The sequence below is a fragment of the Cellulosimicrobium cellulans genome (genome assembly GCF_007679345.1).
GTDB classification, from domain to species: Bacteria; Actinomycetota; Actinomycetes; order Actinomycetales; family Cellulomonadaceae; genus Cellulomonas; species Cellulomonas cellulans_A.
The window spans coordinates 97,430-113,190 of record NZ_VEGH01000001.1 but is presented as its reverse complement, the minus strand read 5'-3'; the positions used below and the strand labels follow the sequence as shown (position 1 = coordinate 113,190).

Sequence of the window (15,761 nt, the reverse complement as noted above, 5' to 3'; positions counted from 1 at the left end):
TCACGCGTGGTGCTCTACCGGCAGGTCTACGACGCCTTGCGCGACCGCATCGCGGACGGCACGTACGCCGTCGGCGACAGGCTCCCCTCCGAGGCCGAGCTGTCCCAGGAGTACTCGGTCAGCGCGATCACGGTGAAGCGGGCCCTGGACCTGCTGCGGGCGGACGGCCTGATCGTGCGGCGCCCGCGGCTCGGGACGTTCGTGACCAGCGCCCAGCCGCAGACCCCGCGGGCGCCCGGCTCGGCGCCCGCCCGGCCGTTGATCGGCTGCGTGGTCACGAACTTCGACGACACGTTCGGCAGCCGCGTGCTCGAGGGCCTGCTGGCCGGCGCCGGGACCGACGACCACCTCGTGCTCATGCGGTCGTCGGGCGACGTCGACGTGGAGGACGCGAGCATCCGGTCGCTGCTCGACGCGGGCGTCTCGGGCCTCGTGCTGCAGCCGTCGTCGTCCGAGTACATCCCGCCCGCGGCGCTCGAGCTGGTGACCCGCCGGTTCCCCCTGGTGATCCTCGACCGCGTCTACGACGGCATCCCGGTGTCGTCGGTGCGGTCGGACAACCTCGCGGGGGCGATCGCGGCGACGGCGCACCTGTTCGAGCTCGGGCACACGAGCGTCGGGTTCGTCAGCGCCGCCAGCCACGTCTCCACGAGCGAGGAGCGCCGGAACGGCTGGGTGCACGCGCACGCGGCGTTCCACCGGACGCTCGACGACACCGCGGAGCTGCGGGCCATCGGCTCGACCGTCCCCGGCAGCACGGTGACCAAGGAGGAGGACGTCGAGCGGCTCGTCGACTTCGTCCGTGCCCACCCGCACGTCACCGGCTACCTCGCGGCGGAGTACAACATCGCGCTGCTGCTCCGGGAGGCGTGCCGCCGGCTCGGCCTGCGGGTGCCGGAGGACGTGTCGGTGGTGTGCTTCGACCACCCGGACGCGGCGTTCGACGACGGGCTGTTCCGGTTCACGCACGTCCGGCAGCAGCAGGCCGCGCTGGGCGAGCGGGCGATCGAGGGGGTGCGCCGGCAGCGGGCCGACCGCAGCGCCGTGGAGAAGGTGCTGCTCCCGACGGAGCTGGTCGCCGGGTCGTCGACCGCGCCCCCGCCCGCGGGCTGAGCCGTCGGGCGGGGGCGCGGCGCTCACCCCTCGGCCGCGGCGACCCGCTCCCGCGCCGGGTACCCCGCCTCGATCCGGCCGCGCTGCTCCACGGCCATGATCGCGCTGAGCAGGGTCGAGTACGGGATCGGCCCGCTGGTCGACCGGCTCCAGTCGTTGCCCGGGCGCAGCCTGCCGTCGTGCAGCCCGTGCGTCACGAGGGCGTCGGTGCCGGCGCGGACGAACGCCTCGAGCGCCGACCGGTCGTCCCCCGGGGGCAGCACGGCCAGCAGGGTGCCGAGGTACCGGTAGAACACGCCCTTGAACAGCCCCTCGTCCCCGCCGTCGCCCTCGTCCCGGAACACGGTGCCGTCGCTGAGCTCGGTGATCGCCGTGCGCGCGGTCCGCACGGCCCGCGCCAGCGCCGACGGGTCGCCGGTCGTGCGCCACTGCTCGACCAGGGCGCCGATGTAGAGCCCCTGGTTGTAGGTGAAGCGCCACTGGACGTCGACGCGCCCGTCGCCCTCCCGGTTGACGCCGTCCTCGACGAACCCGTCGGGCCCGACCAGCGTCCGCTCCAGCCAGCCGAGCGCGGCCTGCGCGTAGGACCGGAACGCGCGCGACCCGGGATCGTCGACCGCGCGGTCCAGGCGCAGGGACAGGATCACGAGCGGGCCGTTCGCCGGGGTGTTCTTGTACGCGAGCTGCTGCTTGCGCCACGCGAGGCTCGCGCCATGCTCGTCGTTCCAGCCGTGCTCGACGACGTGGTCCCAGATCGCGACGGCGTCGGCGAGCGGGCGCGGGTCGCCGTCGGCCTCGTGCAGCCGCAGCAGCGCGAGCGCGAACCACAGCATGTCGTCGAAGTAGTCGTTGAACAGCGAGCCGCCGTTGCGCTCGACGATGTTGTCGACGGTCTCCCGCGCGCGGTCGAGCCACCGCGGGTCGCCGGTGCGCTCCCAGGCGTCCACCCGTACGTCGACGACGTGGGCGAGCCACCAGTAGTTGAAGGTCGCCGGCTGGCCGGTGCCGGCGGGGTGGCTGTTGTGCAGGTGCTGCGGCCAGGGTGCGCCGAAGAAGTGGTCCAGGCTGTCCTGGGCCAGGTCGGCGACCCGACCCCAGTCGCGGTCGTCGGTGGTGGTCATCGGTGGTTCCCGTTCTCCGAGTGGTGCGGTGCGGTGCCCGGCCCGCGCCGCCGAGGAGGCGGTGCGGGCCGGGTGCGGGGTGCGGGCGGCCGGCTCAGCGCGCGGCGGCGAGCAGCGCGTCGCCCTGCTCCTGGGCCTGACGGAGCGCCTGCTCGGCGGACAGCTCGCCGGCCATGAACTGCTCGAGGGCGGGCACCAGCGCCTTGCCCTCGACGTCCGAGAAGCCCTCGACGCTCGGCCGGACCTGGGCGTAGTCCATGGTCTCGATGAACGCGGCGTACCGCGGGTCCTCGGTGAAGAACGGGTCGTTCGCCGCCTCGACGTTCGCCGGGATCCAGCCCGAGACCTCGCCGAACGCGACGCCGTTCTCCGGCTGCGTGGTCCACCAGCGCATGAACTCCCAGGCGCCCTCGGGGTTTCTCGCGCCCTCCGGGATGACCAGGCCGAACCCGCCCATGTACGCGCCCGGACCGGCCGGCCCGCTGGGCGGCTGGACGACCGAGTAGTCGAGCCCGTCCACCTGGTCCAGCGTCGCCAGGGCCCACGGCCCGTCGAGCTTCATCGCGACGGTGCTCTCGGCGAACGGGTCGGTGCCGTCGCCGAACCCGAGCTCGTACACGCCCTCGTCCATCAGGTCCTGCCAGAGGGCGAGCACCTCCAGCCCCTCGGGGCTGTTGAATGCCGTCGCGGTCTCGTCGTCGTTCAGCAGCGAGCCGCCGGCCTGGGTGAGGAACATGTTGAACAGGCCGGGGTCGCTCAGGTCGAAGCCCGCGCGCTCCAGGGTGCCGCCGTCCCGCCGGGTCAGCGCCACCGCTGCCGCCTTGAGCTCGTCCCAGGTGGTCGGCGCGGTGACGCCGGCCTCGTCGAGCGCCGTCTGGTTGACCAGCAGCGACCGGTTGTCGACCAGCAGCGGCAGGCCGTACAGGGCGCCGTCGACCTCCATCTCGCCGAGGGCGGGGGCGTAGAACGCGTCCAGGTCGACGTCGTCCGCGGCGACCATGTCGTCGATCGGCGCCAGGGCGCCCTTCGGGGCGTACAGCGACGTCTGGTACCGGTCCCAGAGCACGACGTCCGGCACGGCGCCGCCGGCGAGGGCGGTCAGCAGCTTCTCCTCGACGAGGCCCTGGGACACGTACTCGACCTCGTAGTCGTCCTGCGAGGCGTTGAACGCGTCGGCCTGCTCCTCGAGCTGGGCGACCTGGTCTCCGGACCAGGAGCCCCAGAACACGACGGGCTCGGGGCCGTCACCGGAGCCGGTCCCGCCGCCGTCACCACCGCCGCTGCTGCAGGCGGTGACGGTGAGCAGGGACGCGAGCGCCAGGGCGACGCCGGTGGTGGTAGATCTCCTCATCGAGCTCTCCTCAGGGATGGGTCGGGGCGTGCGGGGGTCAGGGGAAGGGCAGGGTGGGGGGTCACTTGCTGCCGACGTGGGCGACGCCCTCGATGATCCAGCGCTGCGCGACCAGGAAGACCACGAGCACGGGCAGGCTGGCGACGACCGTCCCGGCCATCAGCGGCCCGAACGCGGTCTCGTAGTCGTTGACGAACGACGACAGCCCGACCTGGACGGTCATCATCGACGGGTCGTTCAGCACGATCAGCGGCCACAGGAAGTTGTTCCAGCCGGCCTGGAACGACAGGATCCCGAGCACCGCCAGGCCGGCGCGGGCCAGCGGGAAGTACACCTGCACGAAGATGCGGAACTCGCTCGCGCCGTCGATGCGCGCGGCCTCGCCGAGCTCGTCCGGCAGCGTCTCGAAGAACTGCTTCATGAAGAACACCGCGAACGCCCCGGCCGCGCCGGGCACGATCACCGCCGCGTAGGTGTTGAGCAGGCCGAGCCCGCCCTGGCCGAGCAGGTCGTTGCCGCCTGCGAGCGGGAAGTGCCGCAGGATCAGGAACGTCGGGATCATCGTGACGATGCCCGGGATCATCAGCGACGACAGGAACAGCGCGAACACCCCGGCGCGGCCCCGGAACCGGAGCTTGGCCAGCGCGTAGCCGCCGAGCCCGCCGAAGAACACGTTCGTCACCGCACCCCCGACGCCGAGGACCAGGGAGTTGACGAAGTACCGGCCGAACGGCACGTCCTGGAACACCCGGGCGAAGTTGTCCAGCGTCGGGTTGTCGGGGATCAGCGACAGCGCGCCGGACAGGATCTCGGTGGCCGGCTTGAACGCGGTGGCGAGGGTCCAGACCAGGGGCGCGACCATGACGACCGCGAGGACCGTGACGGCGACGTACCAGACCGCGGCCCCGAGGCGCCGGCGGCGGGAGCGCGGCCGCGGGCGGGCGGTCGGCGGGTTCGGCGCGGCCGCGGGCGCCGGGCGCTCGGCGACGGCGGTCATCGGGCGGCCACCGTGCTCGGCACCGCGGCGGGCACGCGCCGTCTGCGGACGCGGCCGCTGTCGCCCGGCCGGTTCAGCCGCGCGTTGACCAGCGAGAACACCAGGATGATGAGGAACAGCACGAACGACAGCGCCGAGGCGTAGCCCATCTCGAGGGAGCCGAAGCCCTTGTTGTAGATGTAGTAGACCATCGTCACCGTCGAGTTCCCGGGCCCGCCCTTCGTGAGGACGTAGGCCTGGTCGAACACCTGGAACGCGCCGATGATCAGCAGCGTCGAGACGAGGAACGTGGTCCGGGTGAGCGACGGCAGGGTCACGTACCGGAACTGCTGCCACAGGTTCGCCCCGTCGAGGCGGGCCGCCTCGTAGAGGTCGCCGGGCACGCCCTGCAGGCCGCCCAGGAAGATGATCATGTTCGTGCCGAACCCGGCCCACACGCTCATCAGCACGATCGCGGTCATCGCCCACTGGGAGTCGTAGAGCCAGCGCGGGCCGTCGATGCCGAACCAGCCGAGCGCGACGTTGAGCAGGCCCTTCTGGGGGTTGAGCAGCCAGTACCAGATGGTCGCGGTGGCGACCGTGGACGAGACCACCGGGATGTAGAACAGGGTGCGGAACAGCCGGACGGCCCGGTACGAGCGGTTCAGCAGCAGCGCGGTCCCCAGGGCGACGACGAGCCCGAGCGGCACGTACATCAGCGTGTACCGGGCGGTGTTCCGCAGCGCCGTCCAGAAGAACGCGTCGTCCCAGATGCGCGCGTAGTTCTCCCAGCCGACCCAGGCGGTGTCGCCGATGATCGCGTAGTCGGTGAGGCTGATGACCGCGGCCATGCCCATCGGCAGCAGCATGAACACCACGAACAGCGCGAGCGGCACCGCGAGGAACCACCAGCCGGCGCGACGCATCTGGCGCGCGGTGGCGCTGACCGGCCGCTGCGCGGGTGCTGGCCGCGGTGCCCGCGCGGGCGCGGTGGCCACCGCCCCGGTCACGACGCGCTCCCGGCCACGGTGCGCGGGGCGGGCGTGGGGCGAGCGGCGGTGCGCAGCCCGGCGACCTCCAGCACGAGCTCGCAGAACATCGCGTCGGCCCAGGAGAACCACTCCCGGGTGAACCGGGTCGGGTCGTCCTTGTGGAACGACTCGTGCGTCGACCCGGTGCCGGCGTCGGTGGCCAGCAGGGTGTCCAGCAGCCGCGCGCGCTCGGCGTCGTCGGTGCTGGTGAGGCCCTCGAGCGCGAGCGCGATCGGCCAGATGTGGTCCGGCGGGGTGTGCGGGCTGCCGAGCCCGCGCGCCGCGGTCCCCACGAGGTACGTGGGGTTGTCCGGGCCGAGCACGAACTCCCGGGTGGCCAGGTACAGCGGGTCCTCCGGGGAGCACCACCCGAGGTAGGGCAGCGACAGCAGGCTGGGCACGTTCGCGTCGTCCATCAGCAGCGCGCCGCCCAGCCCGTCGACCTCGTACGCGTAGATCGCACCGTGTCCCGCGACCTCGACGACGCCGTGCTCGGCGATGCCGCGCTCCAGCTCGCTGCGCAGGGCGCGGGCCTCGGCGGCGAGGTCGGGGTCGCCGAGGACGTCGTCGGCCGCGTCGGCGACGTCCGCCAGCACGACGGACGCGAACGCGTTCCCCGGAACGAGGTACCCGTACCGGCAGGCGTCGTCGCTCGGGCGGAACCCGGACCAGGACATCCCGGTGACCGCGGTCGGCGTCCCGCGCCCGTCGCGGACCAGGGTGTCCGACGGCGGGCAGTCGTCCCGCTCGAACCGGTACGGCGAGCGGGCCTCGTGGTCCTGCTCGGTGCGCCACAGCGCGATCGTCGCCCGGGCGGCGGCGCGGTACCGCTCGTCGAGGTGGTCGGTGCGGCCGGTCACCCGCCGGATGTCCGCAGCGAGGTGCAGCGGCGCGCAGAGCGAGTCGATCTCGTACTTGCGCTCCCACACCCACGGCGACTGCTCCGTGCGGTCGCCCGCGTGCCCGGCGCCGGTCGGGCCGGCGTTGAACGCGTTCGCGTACGGGTCCCGGACCACCTGGTCGAGCTGCCGCCGGTTCACCGCGACCAGCAGGTCGGACACCTCGGCGTGGTCGTCCGCGACGTGCAGGTAGGGCGCGAGCTGGGCGCTCGAGTCCCGCAGCCACATCGCCGGGATGTCCCCGGTGACCACGAACGCCGTGCCGTCGGGCTGGGGCTGCACCGTGCGGCGCAGCGTGTCGCCGTAGGCGGCCTCGAACCGCTGCGCCGTGGTCGCGTCGGTGCGCTCCCGGACGGCGGTGCCGACCTCGCGGACGAGGTCCTCGATCCATCGAGCCACGTGCTCCTCCGTTGTCGTCATCGACCCGCCGCGCCGTCGCGGCGAGAGTGAGCATGTTGAATATATGTGATGAACCAAGTGCGGCGCAACGGTGCCCCTGCGAGATGAAGCCCGTGTGGCAGGCATTGGTGCCCACGCCGACTCCTGAGTTCAGGGGTTGACTCCGCGCCGGCGAGTCGCCACGGTGGATTCAATATACGTAGCGCTCGAGGAGGAGCACATGCGTCAGAAGACCCGCCGTCGACCCGTCCTGCAGGTCGCGGCCGCGCTCGCGGTCGCCGCCCCGCTCGCACTCGCACCAGCCGCCCCTGCCGTCGCCCTGACCGCCGATCAGGCCACCGAGGCGTTCGACGCCTTCGTGGACGTCTACTGGGACCCCGGCGCCGAGTACTTCTTCACCTACAGCGACCACCAGGTGCACCCCGAGCACGCGCACGGCCCGCAGGGCGGGCTCTACACCGACTACTGGTGGGAGGCGCAGCTCTGGGAGATGGTCATGGATCGCTACGAGCGCACCGGCGACCCGGAGGCGCGGGCGATGATCGACGACGTCTACGACGGGTTCCGGGCGGCCTACCGCGACCCGCTCGCCAACGACTGGAACGACGACATCGGCTGGTGGGCGCTGGGCAGCACCCGCGCGTACGAGCTGACCGGCGACGAGCGCTACCTGGCGGCCGCGGAGGACCTGTTCGCGTTCGTCTCCGCGCACGAGGACGACACGTACGGCGGCGGCATCTGGTGGAAGAACGTGGACGTCGGCGACGGCACGCGGAACCAGAAGAACGTCGCGACCAACGCGCCCGCAGTGGTGACGGCCATGCGGCTGCACGCCGCCACCGGCGACCCCGCCTACCGGGACACGGCGGTCCGGCTGTACGGCTGGCTCGACGCCGGGTTCCACCTCGGCGGGCAGTTGCGCGACCACGTCGAGGGCGACGGCACCTACGTCGACTGGGACTGGACCTACAACCAGGGGACGTTCGCCGCCGCCGCGCTCGAGATGTACCTCGACACCGGTGACGCCGTGTACCTCGACGACGCGACGGGTGCCGTGGACTGGGCGATCGCGCACCTGACCTCCTCCGGCACGTTCCTCCGGGAGGGCGTCGACGACGCGGGAGGCTTCAAGGCGGTGCTGACGCGCGCCGTGCGGGCGCTGGTCGACGAGGCGGGGCAGGCGCAGTACGAGGCGGTGCTCACCGCGAACGCATCCCAGGCGGCGCGGCAGGTCAACGCGCAGGGGATCGGCGGGTACGACTGGACGGCGCCCGCGCCGGACCTCGGCACGACAGCGATCCAGAGCCTGGCGGCGGCGGCGACGGTCGCCGTCCTCCAGCACGCGGAGCCGGACGGCAGCACCGGTGTCGTCGAGGGCACCGGCGAGTACCAGGCCGAGAACGCCGAGCGGTCGGGGATGGGTTCCGAGAGCAGCTCCGACGGGTACACCGGCCGTGGCTATCTCGCGGGCTGGGTGGACGACGGCAGCGCGGTCACCTTCCACGTGCACGTCGCCGACGCCCGGAACTACGCGCTCGCGCTCCGCTACGCCGCGGCGGCTGGTGCGGCCACGCGGTCGCTCGTCGTGAACGGGGCGGCGACGTCCGTCGCGTTCCCCGGGACGAGCTCGTGGGCCGACTGGCGCGAGGTGACGGTCGACGTGCCACTCGCAGCCGGTCACAACACCGTGGTGCTCGCGGTCGACGCCTCCGCAGGGGACGGCAACTACCTGAACCTCGATCGGCTCGTCGTGCCGCTGGGCGCCGGACTCGACCCGGCGCCCGTGCCCGACCCGGCGCCCGTGCCCGACCGGGAGCCCGGTCCGGAGCCGGGCGCGGGCGGGGCAGCCGGCGTCGAGGCGTCGGGCGGCGGGCCGGAGGGGGTCGTGGCGTCCGGATCCCGGAGCGCGCCGACCGTGGCCCTCGCGGGCACGGGGGTCTCGGTCGCGAGCGCGGTCCTGATCGCGGCTGCGCTGGCCGGCGCGGGGATGGCGCTGCTGCGCGGGAGCGCGCGGGCCTGCGGCGGCGACTGACGTCCCGACCGCCGCGCATCGGCTGAGCGCGAGCGGGGTGGCGCCGAGTCTCCGGATCGCGCCTCCGTCGCACCTGAACAGTGCAGGCGCAGAGCGGAGACTCGGCGGCGAGGGCCGCGGTCGCGCGCACTCGGGCGCGCGTCAGGGGAGCGGGGTCGGCTCGTCCAGCGTGGCGGTCGGGGCGTCCGTCGGGGTCGGCGTCGCGCCGTCCGTCGGGGTGATCGTGATCGTGATGGTCACCGTCGCGGTCGAGCCGAACTGCGCCGACGCGAACCCTGCCGCCGGGCCGAGGAGCGCGGCGCCGACCAGGAGCGTCGCCAGCACCAGCCGGCCCCAGCGGCCGAGCAGCGGCGCCTCGCCCGCGTCCGGCGCCGCGGCCGCCCCGCTGGCCGCGCCCGCCCCGCCTGCCGCGCCCGCCCCATCCGTCGCGCCGCCGGCGCCCGCCGCGCCACCGGTCGCCTCCCGCGCCCCCGCCGCGGGGCGCCGGTCAGCCGAGCAGGAGCGCATCGTCGTGCCGGTCGCGTGCGGAGGGCCGGCGTTCGCCGGCGGCCCGGCGTGCCCGCCGGTCGTCGAGCAGGGACAGCACCTCGAGCGCCGCCAGCGCCGCGAGCGGCGGCACGAGCATGACGGCGCGCCCCTGGGCGGACCCGGCCCAGTCGAGGACCCAGCCCCACCGCGGGTACACGTCGAGGATGATGCCGCGCACCTGGCTCAGCGGGGTGGCGTTCGGGTCGGGCCGCGTGTTGGCGTCGCCCTTGGTGTAGATGTACGGCCGGGTCAGCGCCTCGCCCGTCTCGGGGTCGTAGGCCTGGACCATGCGGCCGGTCGCCTGGTCCTGCTGGAGGACGGGCAGGTTCCGCAGCGCGACGATCCGGTGGGTCACGAGCTGGTCGCCGCCGGCGGGCCAGAACGTGGCGACCTGGCCGACGCGCAGCTGCGACGGGTCGTCGATCCGCCGCATGACGACGGCGTCACCGGCGTCGAACGAGCCCTGCTCGGGGCCCGACATGGAGCCGGAGGTGACGATCAGCAGCCGCTGCCCGTTGGCCTGGAACCACAGCGGGACCGCGAGCGAGGTGGCGTAGGCGAGCCCGCACACGACGATGACCGTCCACAGCGCCGTGCGCAGCGCGCGGCGGCCGCGGGACTGCGCGGTGGCGTGCCGCGGTCGCTCCGGGTGGGGTGCCCGGCGCTCGACCGTGGGGGCCGGCCTCGTGGTCATCTGCGTCTCAGCGCCTCCGGCGGGCTCAGCGGTGCGGGTCGGTGGGGTCCTGCTCGGCCGCGAACGTCAGCTGCAGGTCGGCGCTGGCGTTCTGGTACTCGTTGCCGATGGTGTCCGGGACCGACACCCGGACGCACAGGTCCTCGGTGGCGGCGGAGAACAGCGACCGGCCGACCGGGACGATCTCCGTGGCGGTGCCCGCGAGCCCGGCGCCGGACGACCCGATCGGGGCGGCCCCGTCGACGCCCGCGGCGGTGCACTGCGCGGCCGGGAGGGCGTACACGTCGAGGGACAGGGTCCCGGCGAGGCCGGACGCGTCGCTGGTGGCGGCGTACTGCACGCCGTAGACGAGGGCCAACGAGCCGGCGTTGGTCACGGTGACCGGGCTGTAGATCTCGTCGCCGGGGGCCAGGTTCCCGGGCGGCAGCGTGAAGGCGGCGTCCTCGCCGGCCTCGACGTCGACCGAGCCCGTGATGATCCCGGAGCGGCCGGTGTCGTCGTTGTCCGTGAAGATCGCGGACGTGACGAGCGAGGTCATGCCGAGGGCGGCCATGCCGAGGATCCCGGCGGTCGCGACCAGGCGGCGGCGCCGTGCCGGGTCCCGCCGCGGCGGCGGGGGCGTGATCATCTCGCGGAGCAGCTCGTCCATCCGGGTGGTCATCCTCACGGGTGATCGGAACGGGTGTTACCAGGGCCTATCGGACGAATGGTCGCGCACCTTGAGGCGTTCTGCCCGATTCGCGAGTGAAGTCATGTGACGGCGTGTCGCGAGGCGGGGTCACGCGGCAGGTCCTCGGGCCGCAGCCGGTCGGGCGCGACGGCGGGGGAGTACAGGTAGCCCTGCGCCTGGTCGACGGTGAGCCGGCGGAGCGACTCGGCGGTGGTGGCGTCCTCGACGCCCTCCGCGACCACCTGGAGACCGAACGAGTGCGCCAAGTCGACCATCGCCTTGACGATGACCTCGGAGCCCCCGCGCCCGGTGGCGGCGAGGTCCGAGACGAACAGCCGGTCGATCTTGAGGCCGTGCACCGGCAGGTCGCGGAGCTGGGAGATCGAGGTGTTGCCGATCCCGAAGTCGTCGATCGACACGCGCACGCCGGCGTCGCCGAGGCGGTGCAGCACCGGCACCACCCGCGACGGGTCGCTGACCAGCGCGGTCTCGGTGATCTCGACCTCCAGCAGCTCCGCCGGGACGTCGTGCCGGGCCAGCAGGTCCTCGATGACCTCGACGACGGCGTGCGAGGTGACGTCGTGCGCGGACAGGTTCACCGCGACCGGGACGGGGTCGCCCTGGGTCCGCCAGGCGGCGAGCTGCGCCACCGACACCCGCAGGGCGTAGCGGGTGAGGTCGTGGATGAGCCCGGACTGCTCGGCGAGCGGCACGAACAGGTCGGGCGGCAGCATCCCGCGGGTGGGGTGCCGCCAGCGCATGAGCGCCTCGAGGCCGACGGTGCGGCCGGTGCGCAGGTCGATCTTCGGCTGGTAGTGCAGCTCGAGCTCGTCGTCGACGCCGAGCGCGCGGTGCAGGTCGCCGAGCAGCACGAGCCGCGCGGGGGAGGAGTCGTCCTCCTCCGGGGAGTACACGGAGACGCCGAGCCGGTGGGTCTTGGCCGTGTACATGGCGACGTCGGCCATCCGCATCAGCGAGGACGCGTCGTCGGCGTGGTCGGGCAGGCAGGCGACGCCGATCGAGGTGTCCACGTGCAGGGCGAGGTCGCCGAGCATGAACGGCGGCACGAACAGCTGCCGCACCCGGCGCGCGGCGGCGTCGGCGTCGGCCACCGAGCGCACGTCCGTCAGCACGATGGCGAACTCGTCGCCGCCGAGCCGCGCGACCATGTCGTGCTCGCGCAGGGCGCCGCGCAAGCGCTGGGCGACCTGCTCCAGCAGCTCGTCGCCGCGGTCGTGGCCGAGGGAGTCGTTGATGTCCTTGAACCGGTCGACGTCCAGCAGCGCGAGGCCGACGGTCGTCCCGGCCGCCTCGGAGTCGGCGATGGACCGCTCGAGCTTGTCGGCGAGCATCCGGCGGTTCGGCAGGCCGGTGAGCGAGTCGAGCAGCGCGAGGCGGGCGTTCTCCAGCGCGGACGACTGCAGGCGGCGGGACGCGTTCCACACGGTGCGGAACAGCAGCAGCCAGAGCAGGACGAGGCCGCCGACGACCACGAGCGTCACGGTGCGGGTCGCGCTGGCGACGGCGTCGGTGGTCCCCTGGTAGTCGAGCATGACCTCGGCCGCGCCGACGACGACGCCGTCGTGCCGCACCGGGACGTAGACGTCGAGCAGCGTCGACTCCGACCCGCCGAACTCCTCGCCGCGCACCTCGGTGACGACGCGGGCGTCGGGCTCGCGCTGGCGGACCGCGGCGTCGAGCCGCTCGCCGTCGGGGAAGCCGGTGGCGTCCGCCTGCGAGTCGTAGAGCAGGGTCGAGTCGACGGTCCACAGCCGCAGCCGGCGCAGCTCGCGGAACCCGGCGACCTGCTCCGAGACGGCGGCCGCCTGCTCGGGGGCGAGCACGCCGATCGTGAACGCCTCCTCGGGCACCGAGGCGGAGGCGTAGGACTCGATGCTGCGGGCGAGCGCGATGCCGTCGCGCTGCGCCTGGTCGCGCATGACGTTGCCGGTGACCCAGACGAGCGCCACGCCGAGCGCGAGCATGGCGACGACGCTGACGACGGCGAAGTACCGGGTCAGGGGCCAGCGCCGGGTCGGGGTAGCCAGCTCAGCCTCGTCTGCTCGTAAGGGCGCGTCCGGCGCGGGTCCGCACCGGTCTCGGGGCCGAGGGTAGGTGCCGCTGCCGGAAATGGCGAGAAGATCCGCGTTGTGGCGTTTCGCCGGTTTTGCCCACGGGCGGCGGGTCGGCGCGCCGCCAACGGGTGAGAAGCTGTCGCGACACGGACCGCCACCCGTTCGGAGCACGTGCGCGCGCCCGGCTCGGGGTAACGTCGCCCCGCCCACGCCCTGACCACACCCCTCCGGACGGACCTGCCTGCATGCACGAGCTCGCGCTCTGCTCGGTCGAGCACGACGGCCACGCCGTCCTCAGCGGCTACGTCCGCACGTTCGAGGACGGCGTGCTCTGGGCGGGGTTCGAGGGCATCGTGCGCGGGGTCTCCGAGGGCGACGTCTACCTGCTCCGCGTGCTCGACGACGCGCGCGGCGAGTGCGTCTACCAGGGCGAGGTCGCCCGGATCACCGCGGACACCGTGGCGTTCGTCGGGGTCGAGCTGCTCTCGACGCTGCAGAAGCGCGCGGTCGCCCGGGTGGCGGTGCACGTGGAGGTGCAGGGGTTCGCGCGGCTCGCCGCAGAGCCGGAGGAGCACGGGCACGGCCCTGCGGCGGGCGGCGCGGCGGAGGTCGCCGGGGACGACGCCGAGGCTGCCGGCGAGGGCGACGAGATCCCGTTCGTGTTCACCGTCCTCGACGTCTCCGCGCACGGGATGCGTATGATGAGTCAGACCGAGCTGCCTGTCGGCAGCGAGGTGAGGTTCGTCTTCCCCGAGCTGTCCGCCGCGTTCTGGCTGCAGGCGGTCGTCGTCCGTGCCCAGCCCTCGCGCTCCGGGACGCACTACGGCTGCCGGTTCGTGGAGACCTCCACCCGGGAGACGGACGAGCTGTTCTCCTACGTCCTGCGCACGCAGGGCGCCCAGCGCCGCCAGCAGAAGCTCGCCTGACCGAGCCGCCGGCGCCGGTCGCCGCCCCGCGCGCAGCGGCCGCGGACCCCCCGACCACCGCCGGAAAGGCGCCCCTTCATGCCTCGCTTCACCGACCTCGGCGTGCCCGCCGCTCTCGCGCAGTCCCTCGCGCAGCGCGGGATCACCGAGCCGTTCCCCATCCAGACGGCCACGCTGCCGGACACCCTCGCCGGGCGCGACGTGCTCGGCCGCGGCCGCACCGGCTCCGGCAAGACCATCGCGTTCGCGCTGCCGGTCGTCGCCCGGCTCGCCGACTCGAAGGCCCAGCGTGCCAAGGCCCGTCCCCGCGCGCTGATCCTCGCCCCGACCCGCGAGCTCGCGACCCAGATCCACGCGACCGTCGAGCCCCTGGCGACCACCGCCGGCCTGTCGTCGACCACCGTGTTCGGCGGGGTCGCGCAGAGCCGTCAGGTGAGCGCGCTGAACGGCGGCATCGACGTGCTCGTCGCCTGCCCCGGCCGGCTCGAGGACCTCATCAAGCAGGGCCTGTGCTCCCTGGACGCGGTCGAGATCACCGTGCTGGACGAGGCGGACCACATGGCCGACCTCGGCTTCCTGCCCGTCGTGAAGCGCCTGCTCGACCGGACCCCGCGCGGCGGCCAGCGGCTGCTGTTCTCCGCCACGCTGGACAACGGCGTGGACACGCTCGTGAAGCGGTACCTCGACCGCCCGACGACGCACTCGGTCGACCCCGAGGTCGCGCCGGTGTCGACCATGACGCACCACGTGCTGGCGGTCGCCGACGCGGACGCCAAGAAGGAGGTCGTCCGCGAGCTCGCCTCCGGCACCGGCCGCCGGGTGCTGTTCACCCGCACCAAGCACCAGGCCAAGAAGCTGGCCAAGCAGCTCACGCAGGACGGCGTGCCCGCGGTCGACCTGCAGGGCAACCTCGGCCAGGGCGCGCGCGAGCGGAACCTCGCGGCCTTCACGTCCGGCGAGGTGAAGGTGCTCGTGGCGACCGACATCGCGGCGCGCGGCATCCACGTCGACGACGTCGAGCTGGTCGTGCACGTCGACCCGCCCGCCGAGCACAAGGCGTACCTGCACCGCTCCGGCCGCACGGCGAGGGCGGGCTCCGGCGGCGACGTCGTCACGGTGATGCTCCCGGAGCAGGCCGGCGACGTCCGGGACCTGACCCGCAAGGCCAAGATCACCGCGACCCCGCAGCGCGTCGCGCCGGGCTCGCCGGTCGTCGCGGCGCTGGTCGGCGAGGTCGCGGCCCACGTGGCCCCGGCCCCGGCCGCGGCGCCCGCGCAGCCGTCCCGGTCGCGGGGCGGTTCGGGCGGCCGGGGGACGTCGGGCGCCGCGGCGTCCGGCGGTGCCGGCGCGTCGGGCGGCCGCGGTCGTCGCGGCGGCGGCGCGGGTTCGCGTCCGGCCACCGCGGGCTCGCGTCCGGCCGAGGGCGGCCAGCGCGCCGCCCGGGGCGCGACCGCGACGTCCGGCCGTGGCGCGGGCGCTCCCGCCGGAGCGGGCCGCCCGGCGCGCCAGGGCGGCGGCTCGTCCGCGCCCGCCGCCGGCGGCCGGGGCCGGTCCGACCGCGGGCGCAGCGTGCCCGTGCTCGGCGGCTCGATGGTCGCGTGGACCTCGGGCGGCGACGCGCCGTCCACCGGCTCGTACGGCGGCCGGTCGGGCGCCCCGGCGGGCGCGCGCCCGGGCGGCGCGGGCCGGTCCCGCGGCGCGGGCCAGGGCGCCGGTGCCGGCGCCGAGGGCCAGGGCGGCCGGCGTCGCCGCGGCGGCCGCAGCCGCTCGGGCGGCGGCGCGCAGCAGTAGCCGACCCCCGGCCTGCTGCGTCCGGCCGAGCCCACGCCCGTGGGCGTCGACCGGGCCGGGAACCGTAGGCCGCGCACCGGAACGCCCAGCCCCCCGCACCGCCCGCGACCGGCCTCCGGTCGCGGGCGGTCGCGCGTCCTGGCGCGGCCCGCGGA

Annotated in this window: 13 protein-coding genes; 4 read left to right on the top strand and 9 right to left on the bottom strand. The window is 74.3% G+C overall.

What is annotated here, in order from left to right; genetic code table 11:
* The first annotated feature begins 6 nt into the window (after positions 1-6).
* Entirely contained in the window at positions 7-1,113 is a 1,107-nt protein-coding gene (locus FS882_RS00490; protein ID WP_187365052.1) for a GntR family transcriptional regulator, read from the top strand.
* Positions 1,114-1,136: 23 nt separating this feature from the next.
* Here the strand turns inward: FS882_RS00490 and FS882_RS00485 are convergent, their stop codons facing one another.
* The 5 genes from FS882_RS00485 to FS882_RS00465 all read right to left on the bottom strand — a co-directional run bounded on the left by FS882_RS00485 (position 1,137) and on the right by FS882_RS00465 (position 6,890).
* Positions 1,137-2,234 (bottom strand): glycoside hydrolase family 76 protein, encoded by a 1,098-nt coding sequence (locus FS882_RS00485; protein WP_158369744.1) that lies wholly within the window; start codon positions 2,232-2,234, stop codon positions 1,137-1,139.
* A 94-nt stretch (positions 2,235-2,328) separates the two neighbouring features.
* On the bottom strand, positions 2,329-3,585 hold the full coding sequence (locus FS882_RS00480) for an ABC transporter substrate-binding protein (protein WP_158369742.1): 1,257 nt from the start codon (positions 3,583-3,585) through the stop codon (positions 2,329-2,331).
* Between the two features lie 61 nt (positions 3,586-3,646).
* Positions 3,647-4,582 carry a carbohydrate ABC transporter permease gene (locus tag FS882_RS00475; RefSeq protein ID WP_158369740.1) on the bottom strand — a complete coding sequence of 312 codons (936 nt, stop codon included), beginning with the start codon at positions 4,580-4,582 and terminating at the stop codon, positions 3,647-3,649.
* Entirely contained in the window at positions 4,579-5,571 is a 993-nt protein-coding gene (locus tag FS882_RS00470; RefSeq protein WP_262347967.1) for a carbohydrate ABC transporter permease, read from the bottom strand. Before FS882_RS00470 ends, FS882_RS00475 begins: the two co-directional genes overlap by 4 nt.
* Positions 5,568-6,890 (bottom strand): glycoside hydrolase family 125 protein, encoded by a 1,323-nt coding sequence (locus FS882_RS00465; RefSeq protein ID WP_262347966.1) that lies wholly within the window; start codon positions 6,888-6,890, stop codon positions 5,568-5,570. The genes FS882_RS00470 and FS882_RS00465 overlap by 4 nt, the downstream gene beginning before the upstream one ends.
* A gap of 220 nt (positions 6,891-7,110) precedes the next feature.
* Between FS882_RS00465 and FS882_RS00460 the strand changes: the two genes are divergently transcribed.
* Positions 7,111-8,922, top strand: a complete 1,812-nt coding sequence (locus tag FS882_RS00460) for a glycoside hydrolase family 76 protein (protein ID WP_158369733.1) — start codon at positions 7,111-7,113, stop codon at positions 8,920-8,922.
* 141 nt (positions 8,923-9,063) lie between these two features.
* Here the strand turns inward: FS882_RS00460 and FS882_RS00455 are convergent, their stop codons facing one another.
* The 4 genes from FS882_RS00455 to FS882_RS00440 all read right to left on the bottom strand — a co-directional run bounded on the left by FS882_RS00455 (position 9,064) and on the right by FS882_RS00440 (position 12,799).
* Positions 9,064-9,429 (bottom strand): hypothetical protein, encoded by a 366-nt coding sequence (locus FS882_RS00455; RefSeq protein WP_158369731.1) that lies wholly within the window; start codon positions 9,427-9,429, stop codon positions 9,064-9,066.
* Positions 9,410-10,144 carry a signal peptidase I gene (locus FS882_RS00450; RefSeq protein WP_262347965.1) on the bottom strand — a complete coding sequence of 245 codons (735 nt, stop codon included), beginning with the start codon at positions 10,142-10,144 and terminating at the stop codon, positions 9,410-9,412. Before FS882_RS00450 ends, FS882_RS00455 begins: the two co-directional genes overlap by 20 nt.
* A 25-nt stretch (positions 10,145-10,169) precedes the next feature.
* On the bottom strand, positions 10,170-10,811 hold the full coding sequence (locus FS882_RS00445; protein WP_158369729.1) for a hypothetical protein: 642 nt from the start codon (positions 10,809-10,811) through the stop codon (positions 10,170-10,172).
* 83 nt (positions 10,812-10,894) lie between these two features.
* Positions 10,895-12,799 carry a putative bifunctional diguanylate cyclase/phosphodiesterase gene (locus FS882_RS00440; RefSeq protein ID WP_158369727.1) on the bottom strand — a complete coding sequence of 635 codons (1,905 nt, stop codon included), beginning with the start codon at positions 12,797-12,799 and terminating at the stop codon, positions 10,895-10,897.
* Positions 12,800-13,134: 335 nt separating this feature from the next.
* Between FS882_RS00440 and FS882_RS00435 the strand changes: the two genes are divergently transcribed.
* Together FS882_RS00435 and FS882_RS00430 are read left to right on the top strand one after the other, a co-directional pair.
* Entirely contained in the window at positions 13,135-13,815 is a 681-nt protein-coding gene (locus FS882_RS00435; protein WP_158369725.1) for a PilZ domain-containing protein, read from the top strand.
* A 78-nt stretch (positions 13,816-13,893) separates the two neighbouring features.
* Entirely contained in the window at positions 13,894-15,606 is a 1,713-nt protein-coding gene (locus tag FS882_RS00430) for a DEAD/DEAH box helicase (protein WP_158369723.1), read from the top strand.
* The last annotated feature ends 155 nt before the right edge of the window (positions 15,607-15,761 follow it).

Coding starts and splice junctions, on each gene's coding strand:
- FS882_RS00485 (WP_158369744.1), bottom strand. CDS start 2,234: ATGACCACCACCGACGACCGCGACTGGGGTCGGGTCGCCGACCTGGCC.
- FS882_RS00480 (WP_158369742.1), bottom strand. CDS start 3,585: ATGAGGAGATCTACCACCACCGGCGTCGCCCTGGCGCTCGCGTCCCTG.
- FS882_RS00475 (WP_158369740.1), bottom strand. CDS start 4,582: ATGACCGCCGTCGCCGAGCGCCCGGCGCCCGCGGCCGCGCCGAACCCG.
- FS882_RS00460 (WP_158369733.1), top strand. CDS start 7,111: ATGCGTCAGAAGACCCGCCGTCGACCCGTCCTGCAGGTCGCGGCCGCG.
- FS882_RS00455 (WP_158369731.1), bottom strand. CDS start 9,429: ATGCGCTCCTGCTCGGCTGACCGGCGCCCCGCGGCGGGGGCGCGGGAG.
- FS882_RS00450 (WP_262347965.1), bottom strand. CDS start 10,144: ATGACCACGAGGCCGGCCCCCACGGTCGAGCGCCGGGCACCCCACCCG.
- FS882_RS00440 (WP_158369727.1), bottom strand. CDS start 12,799: ATGCTCGCGCTCGGCGTGGCGCTCGTCTGGGTCACCGGCAACGTCATG.
- FS882_RS00435 (WP_158369725.1), top strand. CDS start 13,135: ATGCACGAGCTCGCGCTCTGCTCGGTCGAGCACGACGGCCACGCCGTC.
- FS882_RS00430 (WP_158369723.1), top strand. CDS start 13,894: ATGCCTCGCTTCACCGACCTCGGCGTGCCCGCCGCTCTCGCGCAGTCC.